At 57.6% G+C, this 16762-nt stretch carries 19 protein-coding genes; 10 read left to right on the top strand and 9 right to left on the bottom strand.

The features are described from left to right. Positions 1 to 79: 79 nt before the first annotated feature. Positions 80 to 1144 (bottom strand): NAD(P)H-dependent flavin oxidoreductase, encoded by a 1065-nt coding sequence (locus VY732_RS13340; RefSeq protein ID WP_331695649.1) that lies wholly within the window; start codon positions 1142 to 1144, stop codon positions 80 to 82. A gap of 96 nt (positions 1145 to 1240) precedes the next feature. Here VY732_RS13340 and VY732_RS13345 point away from each other — a divergent pair, with 96 nt between their 5' ends. Together VY732_RS13345 and acuI are read left to right on the top strand one after the other, a co-directional pair. Continuing rightward, positions 1241 to 1477, top strand: a complete 237-nt coding sequence (locus VY732_RS13345; protein WP_137217853.1) for a hypothetical protein — start codon at positions 1241 to 1243, stop codon at positions 1475 to 1477. A 21-nt stretch (positions 1478 to 1498) separates the two neighbouring features. Next, entirely contained in the window at positions 1499 to 2482 is a 984-nt protein-coding gene (acuI, locus tag VY732_RS13350) for an acrylyl-CoA reductase (NADPH) (protein ID WP_331695650.1), read from the top strand. Here acuI and ada read toward each other — a convergent pair. From ada to VY732_RS13375, 5 genes are all read right to left on the bottom strand, one after another. Continuing rightward, entirely contained in the window at positions 2479 to 3546 is a 1068-nt protein-coding gene (ada, locus tag VY732_RS13355; protein ID WP_331695651.1) for a bifunctional DNA-binding transcriptional regulator/O6-methylguanine-DNA methyltransferase Ada, read from the bottom strand. The two genes, acuI and ada, sit on opposite strands and share 4 nt — an antisense overlap. Positions 3547 to 3633: 87 nt before the next feature. Further along, positions 3634 to 4299, bottom strand: coding sequence for a DNA oxidative demethylase AlkB (gene alkB, locus VY732_RS13360; RefSeq protein ID WP_331695868.1), 666 nt, complete (start codon positions 4297 to 4299; stop codon positions 3634 to 3636). Between the two features lie 5 nt (positions 4300 to 4304). Further along, on the bottom strand, positions 4305 to 5015 hold the full coding sequence (locus VY732_RS13365; RefSeq protein ID WP_331695652.1) for a 2OG-Fe(II) oxygenase: 711 nt from the start codon (positions 5013 to 5015) through the stop codon (positions 4305 to 4307). 93 nt (positions 5016 to 5108) lie between these two features. Then, positions 5109 to 5285 (bottom strand): hypothetical protein, encoded by a 177-nt coding sequence (locus VY732_RS13370; RefSeq protein ID WP_194933039.1) that lies wholly within the window; start codon positions 5283 to 5285, stop codon positions 5109 to 5111. Between the two features lie 28 nt (positions 5286 to 5313). After that, positions 5314 to 5616, bottom strand: a complete 303-nt coding sequence (locus VY732_RS13375) for a DUF1883 domain-containing protein (protein WP_016984992.1) — start codon at positions 5614 to 5616, stop codon at positions 5314 to 5316. A gap of 210 nt (positions 5617 to 5826) precedes the next feature. Here VY732_RS13375 and VY732_RS13380 point away from each other — a divergent pair, with 210 nt between their 5' ends. Together VY732_RS13380 and VY732_RS13385 are read left to right on the top strand one after the other, a co-directional pair. Beyond that, the gene (locus VY732_RS13380) at positions 5827 to 6183 is read left to right on the top strand and encodes a hypothetical protein (protein WP_077573101.1); all 357 of its coding nucleotides are present in this window, start codon (positions 5827 to 5829) and stop codon (positions 6181 to 6183) included. A 71-nt stretch (positions 6184 to 6254) separates the two neighbouring features. Next, a complete protein-coding gene (locus VY732_RS13385; protein ID WP_008082673.1) occupies positions 6255 to 6485 on the top strand; it encodes a hypothetical protein in 231 nt (76 codons plus the stop codon). A 3-nt stretch (positions 6486 to 6488) separates the two neighbouring features. Here VY732_RS13385 and VY732_RS13390 read toward each other — a convergent pair whose 3' ends face one another. Continuing rightward, a complete protein-coding gene (locus VY732_RS13390) occupies positions 6489 to 6770 on the bottom strand; it encodes a hypothetical protein (protein WP_331695869.1) in 282 nt (93 codons plus the stop codon). Between the two features lie 142 nt (positions 6771 to 6912). After that, the gene (locus VY732_RS13395; RefSeq protein ID WP_008082671.1) at positions 6913 to 7098 is read right to left on the bottom strand and encodes a hypothetical protein; all 186 of its coding nucleotides are present in this window, start codon (positions 7096 to 7098) and stop codon (positions 6913 to 6915) included. A gap of 258 nt (positions 7099 to 7356) precedes the next feature. Here VY732_RS13395 and galU point away from each other — a divergent pair, with 258 nt between their 5' ends. From galU to gorA, 3 genes are all read left to right on the top strand, one after another. Then, positions 7357 to 8196: a UTP--glucose-1-phosphate uridylyltransferase GalU gene (gene galU, locus VY732_RS13400; protein WP_007912230.1), complete on the top strand. Its 840-nt coding sequence runs from the start codon at positions 7357 to 7359 to the stop codon at positions 8194 to 8196. Positions 8197 to 8487: 291 nt separating this feature from the next. Next, positions 8488 to 10017, top strand: coding sequence for an MFS transporter (locus VY732_RS13405; RefSeq protein ID WP_331695653.1), 1530 nt, complete (start codon positions 8488 to 8490; stop codon positions 10015 to 10017). Between the two features lie 106 nt (positions 10018 to 10123). Then, positions 10124 to 11482: a glutathione-disulfide reductase gene (gorA, locus tag VY732_RS13410; RefSeq protein WP_008082669.1), complete on the top strand. Its 1359-nt coding sequence runs from the start codon at positions 10124 to 10126 to the stop codon at positions 11480 to 11482. Here the strand turns inward: gorA and VY732_RS13415 are convergent. After that, entirely contained in the window at positions 11479 to 12495 is a 1017-nt protein-coding gene (locus tag VY732_RS13415; protein ID WP_331695654.1) for a DNA-binding protein, read from the bottom strand. The genes gorA and VY732_RS13415 overlap by 4 nt on opposite strands. A 177-nt stretch (positions 12496 to 12672) precedes the next feature. Here VY732_RS13415 and VY732_RS13420 point away from each other — a divergent pair, with 177 nt between their 5' ends. The 3 genes from VY732_RS13420 (at position 12673) to ahpF (ending at position 15999) form a co-directional block, all read left to right on the top strand. After that, positions 12673 to 13611: a site-specific integrase gene (locus VY732_RS13420; protein WP_116028984.1), complete on the top strand. Its 939-nt coding sequence runs from the start codon at positions 12673 to 12675 to the stop codon at positions 13609 to 13611. Between the two features lie 137 nt (positions 13612 to 13748). After that, a complete protein-coding gene (ahpC, locus tag VY732_RS13425) occupies positions 13749 to 14312 on the top strand; it encodes an alkyl hydroperoxide reductase subunit C (protein ID WP_007912224.1) in 564 nt (187 codons plus the stop codon). A gap of 124 nt (positions 14313 to 14436) precedes the next feature. Beyond that, positions 14437 to 15999, top strand: a complete 1563-nt coding sequence (gene ahpF / locus VY732_RS13430) for an alkyl hydroperoxide reductase subunit F (RefSeq protein ID WP_331695655.1) — start codon at positions 14437 to 14439, stop codon at positions 15997 to 15999. Positions 16000 to 16762 lie beyond the last annotated feature (763 nt).

The raw sequence follows: 16762 nt of genomic DNA on the forward strand, positions 1-16762 counted from the left end.
TATATAGCGAAATGCCGCCAAACAGGAAGTGTTGGTTGAAACCCGTGTGAGGATGCCTGAATTCTCACAATGGGCAGCTTCAATGACGAGTAAGTTTTGCCAGCGCACCTTCAGCCAGTTGCCGGGTCAGTTCAGCGCTACCAATGTCTTTGCCCAAGGTGAATGCCTGACCGGCCCAGAGGTTGGCAAACTCTGCCTCGTTGATCGCTCGCAACGGCATCAGCGCACCACCGGCCAAAGGAAACGCCGGTGCTTTCGGCGACATCGGTCCCAGCTCACGCATGACGCGGTTGAGAATGCCCCGCGCCGGCCGCCCGGTGAAAATATTGGTGACCGCGGTTTCGCTTTCCTTGGCGGTGCGCAACGCTTTGTGGTGAGCGGCGCTGACTTTGGCTTCCGGCGTGAACAGATAGGCCGTGCCCACCTGAACCGCCGATGCGCCCAATACAAATGCCGCCGCCACACCGCGTGCATCGGCAATAGCCCCGGCGGCAATCACCGGCACGTTAACCGCATCGACTGTCTGAGGCACCAAGGCAAACGTGCCGACCTGACTGCTCAGGTCATCACTGAGAAACATGCCGCGATGGCCGCCGGCCTCATAACCCATGGCGATAATCGCGTCGCAGCCATGCTGTTCCAGCCAGATCGCTTCATCGACAGTGGTGGCCGAGGAAAGAATTTTTGCCCCGGTTGCCTTGACCCGATCCAGCAGCGATTTCTCTGGCAGGCCGAAGTGGAAACTCACGACTTCAGGTCGAAATTCTTCCAGCACCTCGCAGGCTGCCGCATCGAACGGTGCCCGGTTGGACACGGGTGTCGGTGCAGCGAAATCCACGCCCAGTTCGCGGTAATACGGTTCGAGCAAATTCTTCCAGTCACGCGCGCGTTGCTCATCGGCTGCCGGTGGCTGATGGCAGAAGAAGTTGACGTTGAAGGGCTTGTCGGTGTGCTGGCGAATGGTTTTCAGCTCTTCGCGCAATTGCTCGAGGCTCAGCATCGCCGCCGGCATCGAGCCCAGGCCACCGGCATTGCACACGGCGATGACCATGGACGAATTCGTCGCACCGGCCATAGGGCCCTGGATGATCGGCAGTTGAATGCCGAGCAGGTCAAGAATGCGCGTGTCTGGCCATTGGCTCATGAGGGAAGTTCTCCGAACGGTGCAGCGGGCAGGGGGCAAAGCCGGTTTTTAGCAGCAAAACCGGATTCGGGGCCAGTTCGAAATTCAGAACAACCCGTGCAGTTTTTCAGCATCGATGAAATCCGCCGTTCTTCGGCCTCCAGAAGCGTGATGAAAATTGCTGGTACGCCGGTGGTCGCGGCAATGGCGGACTCTTTAAAAATTTCGGCGAAACCACGACCGTCGAAAAAGCATAGTCGCCCGCCATGGAAATACTCGGTGGATTCGGCGATTGGCGCAAAGTCGAATGTGGCAGGGTGTTGCGATGTGGTATTTCAAGGCACGACATTCTGAAAACAGTCATGCGAGGCAGTCATGTTCAACGCCATTGTGATCGACAAAGACGACAGCGGTTATCGCGCCAACCTGCAGCAGATCAACGAAGAGCAATTGCCCGAAGGCGATGTCACCGTCGCTGTTGCGTATAGCACGCTGAACTTCAAGGATGGTCTGGCGATTACCGGCAGCAGTCCGGTGGTGCGCAAGTTTCCGATGGTGCCGGGGATCGACCTGGCGGGCACCGTAGAAGCCAGTTCGCACCCCGACTATAAGGTGGGTGATCAGGTGGTGCTCAATAGCTGGGGTGTCGGCGAAAATCACTGGGGGGGGCTGGCGCAGAAGGCGCGACTCAATGGTGATTGGCTGATTCCATTGCCCAAAGCCTTTACGGCGGCGCAAGCCATGGCCATCGGTACGGCTGGGTATACGGCGATGCTGTGCATTCTTGCACTCGAACGTAATGGCGTGACGCCGGATCAGGGTGAAGTGTTGGTCACGGGGGCCAATGGTGGCGTTGGCAGTTTCGCCATCGCTTTGCTGAGCAAGCTCGGCTATCGCGTCGTCGCATCCACCGGCCGTGTTTCCGAGCATGAGTATCTGAAGCAGTTGGGCGCCGGTGAAATCATCGACCGCGCGACCTTGTCAGCGCCCGGCAAGCCACTGGCCAAAGAGCGCTGGGCAGCGGTGATCGATTCGGTCGGTAGTCATACTTTGGCCAATGCCTGCGCGAGCACTCGATCGGAAGGCACCGTCGCCGCTTGTGGTCTGGCGCAAGGCATGGATTTCCCGGCTTCGGTGGCACCGTTCATTTTGCGTGGCGTGACCCTCGCCGGTATCAACAGCGTGACCCAGCCCAAGGCGCGCCGCCTCGAAGCGTGGGGTCGTTTGGCCAGGGATCTGGATTTCTCCTTGTTGGCCTTGATCAGCCATGAAATCGGCCTGAGTGAGGCCATCGATGCAGCGCCAAAATTGCTCGCCGGGCAACTTCGCGGACGGGTTGTGGTGGACGTCAATCGTTAAGCCTGGGTCTCGCGTTCCAGCAACTGACGCTTGCGCTCGACACCCCAGCGATAGCCCGAAAGATTGCCATCGCTGCGCACCACGCGGTGGCACGGGATCGCCACCGCCAGACGGTTGGCCCCGCACGCCTGCGCCACCGCACGCATGGATGTCGGTGCGCCAATGCGCTGGGCAATCTCGGCGTAGCTAGCTGTATGACCCGCCGGAATTTCCCGCAGCGCCTGCCACACGCGCTCCTGAAACGCCGTGCCGCGAACGTCCAGTGGCAGATCGAGACCAAGCGCCGGGGCTTCAATAAATCCCACAACCTTGGCGATCAATTGCTCGAACCCGGCATCGGTGCCGATCAGGTTGGCTTGGCGAAACTGATCCTGCAGATCGCACACCAGTTGATGCGGATCGTCACCCAACAGAATCGCGCACACGCCACGCTCGCTTTGTGCCACCAGAATCGCGCCGAGCGAGCATTGGCCAACGGCGAAGCGGATGTCGTTGTTCTTCCCGGCCGCGCGATAGTCACCGGGTTTCATCCCCAACAGATGATCCGCTGATTCATAGAAACGGCTATTGGAATTGAAGCCCGCGTCGTACAACGCATCGGTTACCGAGCCGCCGTCCGCCAGGCGCTGACGGACTTTGCGCGAGCGATGCGCCGTTGCGTAGCCCTTGGGCGTCAACCCTGTCGCGGCTTTGAATACGCGATGGAAATGAAACGGACTCAGGCCGGCGGTTTTTGCCAGTTCGTTGAGCGCCGGCAACGTCTCGGCGGATTCGATATGGCGGCAGGCAATGGCGACGGTCGCGGCATGCTGCGCGGCGACATCACTCTGATCCTTGCTGGTTCGTTTGCTCGGACGATAGCCGGCAGCTTCGGCCTGCTCAGCGGTATCGAAAAACTCCACGTTCTGCGGTTTCGGCAAGCGCGAGAGGCTACTCGGGCGGCAGTAGATGCCAGTGGTTTTCACCGCGTAGACAAATTGCCCGTCCGCCTGTGGATCTCGCGCAACCACGGCGGCCCAGCGTGGATCGTTTTCGGTGTTGAAGGTGGTCGAAAGCGTTTTCATGAGGGGTTATCCGTTGACCTGTTTGATTCAGGTTAACCAGCGTCGCAAGGCACAACACTCCGGGCCTTGCGGTCAAACTTTTGCAGGTTATCCGGCCACGCGAAAGGTCAGATTGATCCGCTGTTCACCCAGGCGTGGATGCCGACCCTGCTTGATCGGCAACACACCGTGATAACGCAAGCGATCAACGCCGCCCCAGACCACCATGTCGCCATGCAGCAAGGCAATCCGCTGGCTCTTGTCGCTGCGAGTGAAACCGCCGAAGAGGAACATCGCCGGCAACCCGAGTGACAGCGAAACGATCGGCGCGCTGTAGGCCTTTTCGTCTTTGTCCTGGTGCAATGACATCTTGGCGCCGGGGACATAGCAGTTGATCAAGCAGGAATCAGCGTTGAAGTCAGCAAATCCGACTTGCGCCGCTGCCGAGTGCGCCAGTGTCGAGAATACCTCTGGCATCGCTGGCCAAGGCAAATCACTGAGCGGATCGACGCTTGAGTAACGATAACCGTGGCGATCAGTGATCCAGCCCAGAGCGCCGCAACTGCTGGTGCCTACCGACATGCTGAAACCACCCGGCGTGACCATGTGGCGCAAGGGCGCGGCGGCAAGAATCGCATCCAGCGCCGGCAGGAGCTGCTCGATCAGCGGCAGGGCGAAACCATGCAGCACCCACGATTGCTCGCCAATCTGTTCGGTGCGGAGGCGTTGCTCGGGTTCATGATCGTCGAACAGATCGAAAGTGTTCGGGTGCATGGCAGTCATGTGGCGTCGTGAAAGATGATGCCTAGGGTATGCCTTTTTCCACTGTGCAGGCGACTGACGCCATGACGCATCGTCACCCGATAATCACCGCGCACGCCTTTGACCGGGCGCTGGTTGACGGCAAAGATCACTGCGTCACCTTTCGTCAGGTTCAGCACGTGAGGTCGGGATTGCATGCGTGGGCGCTGCTCGGTGAGCACGAATTCTCCTCCGATAAAGTCTTGCCCGGGTTCTGACAGAAGAATCGCCATTTGCAGTGGAAATACCGATTCGCCGTACAAATCCTGGTGCAGGCAGTTGTAGTCCTGCGGGCCGTACTGCAGCAAAAGAGGGGTAGGGCGGCGTTGACCGGCGGCATGGCAACGCTGAAGAAACTCGGCGTGGCTCGCCGGAAAGCGCTCGGGCAGGTTCATGCGTTCGTACCAGCGATTGGCCAACGTAACCAGACGCGGGTACAGCGCGCCGCGAAGGCGTTCTACCGGTGTCGGCAGGGGGTAACGAAAATATTTGTACTCGCCGCGACCGAAACCGTGGCGGGCCATGATGACCTGCGAACGAAACGGTTCGGTCTGCGGATACAGCGCACTCAATTGATCACAGGTTTCGACCAGCAGCAGCGAACGGATGATCGCGTAGCCGTGCTGATCCAGTTGCTGCTCAAGGCTTGCCCAGGCGAGCGAATCCAGCCGGGAAGGGGACATCGACATACTGACTCCTTGACTCATGGTCGAAGAAAGTCAGTCTAGGCAGGGCCTCGCGGCAGAACACTCCGCCGCTTGCGGTCGAATTCCTGTCGATGCTTACAGCGCTTTGCTGACGGCGATGTCGCTGATCACGTCGTCGCTCTGGCCGTGAAGGGCATCCAGAGCAGCCTTGGCTTCTTCTTCAGTGCCGTTTTCCAGTTGCGCGAACTCGAAGCGGCGTTCACCGTTGAGTTTGTACTTGATGACGTATTTGGTCGTTTGGGCCACGGTCATGCATTCCTTTCTGGTTGAACGGCGTGTCTCAGCTCAGTTTGGTGCTGGAACGACGGATGATCTTGATCGAGTGGGTCAGGGTCGGCTTGCGCGTGACGCTGATCGGCCGACGATTGACGGTGTCGATGGTGATGTTCCAGAAACCGGTGCTCGGCGCGGTGATTCGGGCCGGAAAGGTGTCGAAGGCGCCGCCGTGATAGGTGTGACGGCCGCCATTCTTGAAGCTGCGGAAGTTGGCGTCGTTCATCAGACGGATGTTGCACATTTGCGAGCATTGGATGACGACGATGTCGTCTTCGTTGAGGTGTTCGCGCTGGTGAATGAATTTCATGGGCGCCTCCAGAAGGGCTTTTTCTACAAAATCAAAACGATAGCTTGTAATTGCGCGCAGTTTATCAGCCCGCACGGGTTATTATCTGGCCGTCGGGCGTTGGTTTGACAATTTTGAACAGATATTCGCGATTGGATGCGGGTTAAATGCAGAAGGCCCCGGAGAAAAACGGCATTTGTGCTGTCGGACGGTCTTTAACGGAGGTTTTGTATGAAGTGGGGTGTGGTGTGTCTGCCGTTGGTTCTGGCTGTGGCTGGTTGTGCGAGTGTTTCCGAAATCAATGAAACGCTGCCGACCATGAGCGTGATCTCCGGCAAGAAACCCCATGAATATGCCCAGTGTCTGGCCGAGAAACTGGCAGACAGCCGCGGCGCGCTGCAAGTGCAGCCGCACAAGGACGGGGTTCGGGTCATCGTGCCGGGGAAACTTTCTACCGGTGCGGCAGCGGTGTTTGATATCGAAGATCGCTCCGGCGGCAGCAGCATCAAGCTGCATGAGCGCATGTCGAATGTGCCGGTTCGCCCGCGTGACGTGCAAAAGGCCGCCAATGCGTGTATTTCCGGCTGATAGACTGGCAGTCATCAGCACCGATGCCGTCGCAGTCATGCTGTGACGGCATTTTCATTTCTGGAGTCGCGATGAAGCGAGAGCAAGTACGGGAGCGCCACGTAGAGGGCCTGATCTCTGCCACCCATGTCATCCAGAACCCGGCGAATCCGGGTGAGTGGATCGTGTTTTTCAAGAAGAGCGCCGGCCGCAGTTACTTTCTGGTCGACGATAACGACGAAGTCGAATCGTTCAACCGCCTCGACGATCTGATCGAAGTCGTGCGCGGACTCGGGATCAAATTCGCCGAAATTCATATGTAAGGTCTATTTGCAGACCACGACAACGCTGCGGTTCTTGTAGTTGCCGACATCGACGCCCAGGGTTTTGTCGCTTTCTTTGGGCTGGGGCGTGCCGTCAGTGCCAACGATGCGATAACCGGTGCCCGCGCAGGACGCATCGGCTTTTTCATAGCAGGTCGCCCAGGAATTGGCTTCGCCGGAGCAATCGATCGCCAGCCCCTGTTCGCCGTTGTTCAGGTACGTGGGTTGAGAGGTGGCACAGCCGGCCAGCGCCAATACCGCAATCAGTGGCAGGAGTTTTTTCAGGGTCATGTTCATGGTCTTCAGCGAGGGGGACTAGACGCTCTGACAGCGCCGGTGTGAAAAGGTTATAGCGTTTGGCCACTTGTTTGTACGTGGGCACAAAAAAGCCCTGCTCAAAGGCAGGGCTGGGGCATATCGCAGCAGATCAGTCCTGATCTTTGCCACGGCGCTTGGCCGATGCCGGAGTGTCCGTGAATACGGAAGCAACATCGGTCGCCATTTGTTCGCTGTCGAAAGGCCCGGCGATATGTTCGCCATTGGTGGTGGTCAGGGTCCACTTGCCGTCTTTCTTGTCGATCACATACCCGTTGACGATTTTTACCGCGGCCATCTATCTGTCTCGTTCGCTGGTTCAAAGGCGCCATGATACCGGCAAATGCTCGCATTGGGGGGCGATGAGCGTATGGTGATTCAGTTTACCGGCAGCTTTGAGCTACGCTGATCTGGCTGCGCCCGGATGTCGATGGAACTATCGGCGAGAATATTTCTCTATGTTGGCATCGGTTAGCCAGTGCGGGGCATTGTAAGGTGCACGCCGCCTGATTAGACTGCGCCGAAACTCGTACACACAGCCCTTTCAAGGACTTATATGATCAAGAAATGCTTGTTCCCAGCAGCCGGTTACGGTACTCGCTTCCTGCCAGCGACTAAAGCCATGCCTAAAGAAATGCTGCCGGTGGTAAACAAGCCACTGATCCAGTACGGCGTTGAAGAAGCTCTGGATGCTGGCCTGACGGAAATCTCCATCGTGACCGGTCGTGGCAAACGTGCTCTGGAAGACCACTTCGACATCAGCTACGAGCTGGAAAACCAGATCAAAGGCACCGACAAAGAGAAATACCTGGTCGGCATCCGCAAATTGCTCGACGAGTGCTCGTTCTCCTACACCCGTCAGACCGAAATGAAAGGTCTGGGCCATGCGATCCTGACCGGTCGCCCGCTGATCGGTGACGAACCATTCGCCGTGGTACTGGCGGACGACCTGTGCGTCAACCTCGAAGGCGACGGCGTACTGACCCAGATGGTCAAACTGTACAAGCAGTTCCGCTGCTCGATCATCGCCATCCAGGAAGTCGATCCGCAGGAAACCAGCAAGTACGGCGTGATCGCCGGCGAGATGATCCGCGACGACATCTACCGCGTGCACAGCATGGTCGAGAAGCCAAAACCGGAAGATGCGCCGTCGAACCTGGCGATCATCGGTCGTTACATCCTGACCCCGGACATCTTCGACCTGATCGAACAGACCGAGCCAGGCAAGGGCGGCGAAATCCAGATCACCGACGCCCTGATGAAACAAGCCCAGAATGGCTGCGTCATGGCCTACAAGTTCAAAGGCAAGCGTTTCGACTGCGGTGGCGCTGAAGGCTACATCGAAGCCACCAACTTCTGCTTCGAGAACTTCTACAAGACTGGCAAGGCTTACTAAGAGCACTTGATTGGTCAGTAGCGACTTTGCACTGCGTCATTCGTGTAGGTCAAAAAAACGCCCCGACTGGTTCTGGGCGTTTTTTTTCGCTGGAAAAAGTTCGCTTCCAAGCGAAAAGGGTCGAAAGTCGAAGGAAATTTCCGAGTTGTAATATGAAACAAATGAGTAATTGTCAGCGCGTTTGATCGCTGTTGAACTCGTCAATCCTCGCCACGGATGTGCGCAGGTAAAACTTTCGCGACTGTCTGAACACGTCAGCGGAATCAAGATTGCAGCATAAGGAATTTGCCGGTGCCGCTTACTCATCAGGTTACACATACCAAAGCAAAATCTACGCGCTGGTTCGGCCTCGGCGTGTTGATGTTGCCAGTGCTACTGGTAACCGTTGATAACACCGTACTGGGTTTCGCATTACCCAAAATCGCCGAAGCTTTGCGCCCAAGTGCCAGTCAACAACTGTGGATGATCGACGCCTACTCGTTGGTGCTCGCCGGACTGCTGGTGTCCATGGGAAGTCTGGGAGATCGGGTCGGGCACCGCAAGTTGCTGCTTATCGGCTCGCTCGGATTTGCTGTGGTATCGGTGCTGACCGCCTATTCCGAGACGGCCTTGCAGTTGATTATCGGGCGTGCCTGCATGGGGATTTTCGGGGCGATGCTGATGCCTTCCACATTGGCATTGATACGTTCGGTGTTTGAGGATCGAGAGGAGCGCAGGCTGGCTGTCGCGATCTGGGCCACGACATTGACCGTCGGTTCGGCTCTGGGGCCTTTGGTGGGCGGAGTGTTGCTGCAGTTCTTTGATTGGGGCGCGATTTTTCTGTTGGCGGTACCCGTTCTGATTCCGCTGTTGGTGTTGGGTCCGCTATTGCTTCCTGAGTCGGAGCGTGATGCATCTGGGCCGTTGGATCCGATCAGCATTCTTCAGTCGATGGCCGCCTTGGGTGGCATCGTTTACGGCATCAAGCATGCCGCCAGTGAAGGTGTTGACGGGGTCGTACTGGGGGCCTTTCTGGTCGGCGTATTGGCAGGCTGGATGTTTGTCCGGCGCCAGTTACGTCTTCCTGTGCCGCTGATGGATATGACTCTGTTCCGCAACGGGACTTTTAGCGGGTCTGTTCTGATCAATTTGATGAGTCTTGCGTTCCTCGTTGGTTTTGTTTTCTTCACCACTCAGTTTTTGCAGATTGTCCTGCAGATGTCGCCTTTGAGTGCGAGCCTAGCGTTGGTGCCGGGCCAAATCATGGCGATTGTGGTGGGAATGGCGGTCGTCCCGGTCGCTCAGCGTATGCCTGTGCATGTGCTGATACCGATTCTGGTGGCCTTCGCCGCTGTGGCGTTTTTACTCGTGGCCAGCGTGGGCAGTAGTCTTGCGGTATTGGTTGCGGCGTTCGCGTTGCTGAATATCGGAGTAGGCGCGATCTCTACGGTTTCCAATGACGTGATTTTGTCGGCGGCGCCCCCAGCTAAGGCCGGTGCAGCTTCCGCTATCAGTGAAACAGCCTATGAGGTAGGCGTCGTTTTGGGGACGACCCTGCTTGGTGGCCTGGTTACGGCTCACTATCGCGCAGACTTGCAGCTTCCAGCGTTTTTGAGCGATGCCCAGACGATGCTGGCAAGTGAAACGCTGGCTGGCGCTCATCATGTGGCGACGGGGTTGGCGGGGGATCAAGCGCAACAGTTAATGCAGCAGGCGGGAAGTGCATTTGAAGGCGGAATTGCATTGGTATCGTGGGTCGCTTTCGGTTTGGCATTCATAGCAGTTTTGATCGCCTGGCGTACGCTGCGGTTACCAAAGGCTCAGTCCGCAGAATGTCACTGAGCAAAAGCTTGCTGCTCGAACCCTTGGCATTGGTCATCGGCATAACGGCAGAGGCTTGCTCAATGAGCATCTGCAGGTATGCTGATCCCCTGCCGAGGAGATAGAAATGGCCTACGATTTTGACCTTTATGTGATTGGTGCCGGTTCCGGCGGTGTGCGCGCTGCGCGTTTTGCGGCCGGTTTTGGTGCGAAAGTGGCGGTGGCGGAGAGCCGTTATCTGGGCGGGACCTGTGTCAACGTTGGCTGCGTGCCGAAAAAGCTGCTGGTGTACGGCGCGCATTTCGCCGAAGACTTCGAGCAGGCGTCCGGTTTTGGCTGGAGCCTGGGTGAGGCGAATTTCGACTGGGCGACCTTGATCGCCAACAAGGATCGCGAGATCAATCGCCTCAACGGCATTTATCGCAATCTGCTGGTCAACAGCGGCGTGACCTTGCACGAGGCGCACGCGAAAATCGTTGGTCCGCATGAAGTCGAAGTGAATGGCGAGCGCTTTACCGCGAAAAACATTCTGATTGCTACCGGTGGTTGGCCGCAGATTCCGGAGATTCCGGGGCGCGAGCACGCGATCGGTTCGAATGAGGCGTTCTTCCTCAAGGAGCTGCCAAAGCGTGTGCTGGTGGTTGGCGGCGGTTACATCGCGGTCGAGTTTGCCGGGATTTTCCACGGCCTCGGCGCCAATACGACGTTGTTGTATCGCGGTGATCTGTTCCTGCGCGGCTTCGATGGTTCGGTGCGCAAGCATTTGCAGGAAGAACTGACCAAGCGTGGTCTGGATCTGCAATTCAATGCCGACATCGCGCGTATCGACAAGCAGGCTGACGGCAGCTTGAAAGCTACCCTCAAGGATGGTCGTGAGCTGGAGGCAGATTGCATTTTCTACGCCACTGGCCGGCGCCCGATGCTCGACAATCTGGGCCTGGAAAACACCGATGTGCAGCTCACTGACAAAGGCTTCATAAAAGTCGACGAGCAGTATCAGACCAGCGAGCCATCGATTCTGGCGCTGGGCGATGTCATCGGTCGTGTGCAGCTGACGCCCGTGGCGTTGGCGGAGGGCATGGCGGTGGCGCGGCGTCTGTTCAAGCCTGAGCAATACCGTCCGGTGGATTACAAAATGATTCCGACAGCGGTGTTCAGTTTGCCAAACATTGGCACGGTCGGTTTGACCGAGGAAGAAGCGCGCGAGGCCGGTCACGATGTGGTGATCTTCGAAAGCCGTTTCCGACCGATGAAGCTGACCCTGACCGAGTGTCAGGAAAAAACCCTGATGAAGCTGGTAGTCGACGGCAAGACCGACAAAGTCCTCGGCTGCCACATGGTTGGCCCGGACGCCGGCGAGATCGTTCAGGGTCTGGCGATTGCGTTGAAGGCTGGCGCGACCAAGCGTGACTTCGACGACACGATCGGGGTACACCCGACGGCCGCCGAAGAGTTTGTCACCATGCGTACGCCGGTCGGCGCTTAAGCGTCTTTCGGTTTGGCTGAGTCTGGCGCTGCCGCAACGGTAGCCGCCAGACGCTGGCTTTCTTCCAGGCTTGCCTGAGCCTTGTTCAATTCCTTCTCCAGTGACTGGTTGAGCAGCGTCTGCTCCTCGACGCTCTGTTTGAGTGTCTGGCTTTCCAAGGTGGCTACGCGCAAGCGTTCCTGGAGGAGGGTGCGTTCGCTGTCAACGCGGGTCGCTTGTTCGAGCAGTTGATCCTGGCGCTGATTGCTCTGCTTGAGCTGGTCCTGCATCAGGCTCAGTTCACGCTGCGTGCCACGGTTTTCCGTGAGCAGGCGTTCGTTGTCGCGGTGCAGTTGCGTGATCTCGTCCTGGCGGACCAGCGCACTTTGCTGCGCCTGACGCAACTCGGCCTGAATCTGCTGCACCTGTGCTTCGTGACGGCTCTGTTCCTGCTCGCGCTGCTCTTTGGTGGCGTTGCGATAGTGCTCCAGTGCATCGCGAGCGTGCAGGTGTTTTTCTTCCAGTGAGCGGATCTGCTCGTCCTTGTCCTGCAAGCGCAATTCAAAGTCGGCCAGTGCCTGATTCAGCCCGGCATTACGGGTCTGTTCGGTTTGCAGCATCGACCGTGTGTTGCCAAGCGCTTCGGACTCACGCGCCAGTGCCGCGCCCTGAATATCGTGATCGTGTTCGAGCTTTTCCAGTGCCTGGCGAGTCTGTTTCAGCTCCGATTCCAGTGCTTCGCGCTGTTCCTCGAACTGCTCGCGGGCCTGCTCGATAGGCTCTTGCGCCTGTTCTTTGAGGCGTTGCGCGAGGCGCGAGACGAGGGCGCTCAGCTCGTCATCGATGGGCTCTGCCGAGGCTTCAACCGGCTGCGCGCCGTCATCCAGTTCTTTCAAATACCGATGGATCGTGGTTTTCGAGCCGGTGTTGCCCATTTCAATGCGTACTGCATCGATGCTCGGGTGTTCGCCACGGGCGAGGATTGCTGTGCGCGCGATCTGCACCAGGGCTTTGGTAATGCCGCCACGGGCCATGTGAACTCCTACGGTTACGTACTGTGGTACATGCCACTAAAGTACGCAGTGTACCATTCAGAAAATAAAGGTAAACCTTTGATAATAAAGACACGGGATATACTGGTATTACCCAGTGTCAGACGGCAAAATGCGTTTCTGCATCCCTGTCTCAGTACGCCAGCGAGAAAACAGCCCATGAGCGATCTGGATCGCTATCTGCAAGCCGCCACCCGTGACAACACCCGCCGTAGCTATCGCGCGGCTATTGAGCATTTCGAAGTGAAGTGGGGCGGGTTTCTGCCGGCGACGGCTGATAGCGTTGCGCGTTATCTGGTGGCGCACGCCGAAGAGTTGTCGATCAATACGTTGAAGCTGCGGCTATCGGCGCTGGCGCAGTGGCACAACAGTCAGGGCTTTGCCGATCCGACCAAGGCGCCGGTGGTGCGTAAGGTCTTCAAGGGGATTCGCGCGTTGCACCCGGCACAGGAGAAACAGGCAGAACCGTTGCAGTTGCAGGATCTGCAGCGCGTTATCGATTGGCTTGAGCATGAAGTACAAACCGCGAGAGAGCAGGAGGATCGTCCGTTACTGCTCAAGGCTTACCGTGATCGCGCCCTGATTCTGCTGGGGTTCTGGCGCGGCTTCCGCAGTGATGAGTTGTGTCGCTTGCAAATCGAACACGTGCAGGCGCACGCAGGAAAAGGCATCACCTTGTATTTGCCACGCAGCAAGGGCGATCGGGAAAACCTCGGCCAGACCTATCAAGCGCCGGCGCTGCTCAAGCTGTGCCCGGTGCAGGCCTACATCGACTGGATCACCGAAGCGGCGCTGGTGCGTGGCCCGGTTTTTCGCAGCATCGACCGCTGGGGCAACCTGAACGAGGAGGGGCTGCACGCCAACAGCATCATTCCGCTGCTGCGCCAGGCGTTGCAGCGCGCGGGCATTGCCGCCGAAAACTACACCAGCCATTCCTTGCGTCGAGGTTTCGCAACTTGGGCGCACCAAAGTGGCTGGGATCTGAAATCGTTGATGAGCTACGTCGGCTGGAAGGATATGAAGTCCGCGATGCGCTATGTTGAAGCCAGCCCATTCCAGGGGATGGCTCGGATTACGGATAAACCGGCTACGTCGTAGAGATCGTTTTCTTCTATTAATACAGTCAGCTAATAGCGAAAACAAATCAGCAGCATCAGGTTTGCCAATGAGCCATCCGTCGAGTGAGTGGGTAGGATTCACCCATCAACTTCATAACCCCTGACGGAGAGTCATCAATGCCTATCATCAACAGCCAAGTAAAACCGTTCAAAGCTACCGCGTTCAAAAACGGCGACTTCGTTCAAGTCTCGGACGCTGACCTGAAAGGCAAGTGGTCGGTCGTGTTCTTCTACCCAGCCGACTTCACCTTCGTTTGCCCAACCGAGCTGGAAGACCTGGCTGACAACTACGCTGCCTTCCAGAAACTCGGCGTAGAAATCTACAGCGTTTCCACCGACACCCACTTTGCCCACGCTGCCTGGCACAACACTTCGCCAGCCATCGGCAAAATCGAATACACCATGATCGGCGACCCGACCCACGCTATCTCCCGCAACTTCGACGTGCTGATCGAAGAAGTTGGTCTGGCTGACCGTGGCACCTTCGTGATCAACCCTGAAGGCCAGATCAAAATCGTTGAACTGAACGATGGCGGCGTTGGCCGTGACGCTTCCGAGCTGCTGCGCAAGATCAAGGCTGCTCAGTACGTCGCTGCTCACCCAGGCGAAGTTTGCCCAGCCAAGTGGAAAGAAGGCGAGGCCACTCTGGCACCGTCCCTGGACCTGGTCGGCAAGATCTAAGTCTGTGACACGCAACTCAGGGCGGTACGCCGCACCTTCTTAAGTACGCTGCACCGCCCAATAAAAATGCCCGGGCGAGTTTCGCTCGGGCTTTTTTTCGCCTCAAATAAAGGAAATCGCCCGTATGTTGGACGCCAATCTTAAAGCCCAGTTGAAATCGTACCTGGAACGGGTCACCCAGCCGATCGAGATCGTTGCCTCCCTCGACGACGGTGCGAAATCCCGTGAAATGCTCGAACTGCTGAAAGACGTTGCCAGTCTTTCGAGCCAGATTACTTTGATCGACAGCGGTGACGACGCGCGCAAGCCATCGTTCTCGATCAACCGTCCGGGCGCTGACATCAGTCTGCGTTTTGCCGGTATCCCGATGGGCCACGAATTTACTTCGCTGGTGCTGGCCTTGTTGCAAGTCGGCGGCCACCCTTCGAAAGCCAGTGTTGAAGTGATCGAGCAGATCCGCTCGCTCAAAGGCCAGTTCAGCTTCGAGACGTACTTCTCGCTGTCCTGCCAGAACTGCCCGGACGTGGTCCAGGCGCTGAACCTGATGGCCGTGCTCAACCCGAACATCCGCCACGTCGCCATCGACGGCGCGTTGTTCCAGGACGAAGTCAACGATCGCAAGATCATGGCCGTGCCGAGCATCTACTTGAACGGTGAGAACTTCGGTCAGGGCCGCATGGGTCTGGAAGAGATTCTGGCCAAACTCGACACTGGCGCGATCGAGCGTCAGGCCGAGAAAATCAGCGCCAAAGAAGCCTTCGACGTGTTGGTTGTGGGTGGTGGCCCGGCCGGTGCTTCGGCAGCGATTTACGCTGCACGTAAAGGCATTCGCACCGGTGTTGCGGCTGAGCGTTTCGGCGGGCAGGTGCTCGACACCATGGCCATCGAGAACTTCATTTCCGTACAGGAAACCGAAGGGCCGAAACTGGCCACGGCGCTGGAAGAACACGTCAAGCAGTACGACGTCGACATCATGAACCTGCAACGCGCCGATAAGCTGATCCCGGGCAAAAACGGCGAGCTGCACGAAGTTCGCTTCGCCAGCGGCGCGACCCTCAAAGCCAGAAGCGTGATTCTGGCGACCGGTGCGCGCTGGCGTGAAATGAACGTGCCGGGCGAGCAGGAATACCGCAACAAAGGCGTGGCGTACTGCCCGCACTGCGACGGTCCGCTGTTCAAAGGCAAGCGTGTCGCGGTGATTGGCGGCGGTAACTCCGGTGTGGAAGCGGCCATCGACCTGGCAGGGATTGTGTCGCACGTAACGCTGCTGGAGTTCGACGTACAACTGCGTGCCGACGCCGTATTGCAACGCAAACTGCACAGTCTGCCGAACGTCACCGTGATCACCAGTGCGCAAACCACTGAAGTCACTGGTAATGGCGAGAAGGTCAACGGTTTGCGTTACAAGGATCGCAATTCTGATGAGTTGCGCACTGTCGAGCTGGAAGGGATTTTCGTGCAGATCGGTTTGCTGCCGAACACCGACTGGCTGAAGGGCACTGTCGAGCTGTCGCCGCGTGGCGAGATCATTGTCGATAACCGTGGTGAAACATCGATCCCGGGGGTCTTCGCTGCCGGTGACGTGACGACTGTGCCGTACAAGCAGATCGTGATTGCGGTGGGCGAGGGTGCCAAGGCTTCTTTGAGTGCATTTGATCACTTGATCCGCACTTCGGCTCCGGCTTAAACGTCCAGCCAGAAATGAAAAAACCCGTGAGCGATCACGGGTTTTTTATTGCGCGTAAAAAGCGGCCCCTCACCCCAGCCCTCTCCCGAGGGAGAGGGAGCCGACCGAGGTGTCTGGCGTTGTCCGTCGACCTGAAAGATCCAGTCGATTATGGATTCAGCGCCAATCGTTCAAGTCGGTGAGCCTCTGCAATACCAGCCAATCAGTCCCTCTCCCGAAGGAGAGGGAGCCGACCGAGGTGTCTGGCGTTGTCCGTCGACCTGAACGATCCAGTCGATTATGGATTCAATGCCAATCGTTCAAGTCGGCGTAATTCTCCAATATCCCCCAATCAGCTCCCTCTCCCTACAGGAGAGGGAGAGGGAGAGGGAGCCGATCAAGATGTCCGAAGTGGGGTGTCGATCTGTAAGACCTGATCGATTTTGGATTCAACGCCAATCGTTCAGGTCGGCGTAGTTCTCCAATATCCCCCAATCAGCTCCCTCTCCCCCCAGGAGAGGGAGAGGGAGCCGATCGAGATGTCCGAAGTGGGGTGTCGATCTGTAAGACCTGATCGATTATGGATTCAACGCCAATCGTTCAAGTCGGCGTAATTCTCCAATATCCCCCAATCAGCTCCCTCTCCCTACAGGAGAGGGAGAGGGCGCCGATCGAGATGTCCGAAGTGGGGTGTCGATCTGTAAGACCTGATCGATTTTGGATTCAACGCCAATCGTTCAGGTCGGCGTAGTTCTCCAATATCCCCCAATCAGTCCCCTCTCCC

This window comes from Pseudomonas sp. ZY71 (genome assembly GCF_036542145.1).
In the GTDB taxonomy this organism is placed as follows: domain Bacteria; phylum Pseudomonadota; class Gammaproteobacteria; order Pseudomonadales; family Pseudomonadaceae; genus Aquipseudomonas; species Aquipseudomonas koreensis_A.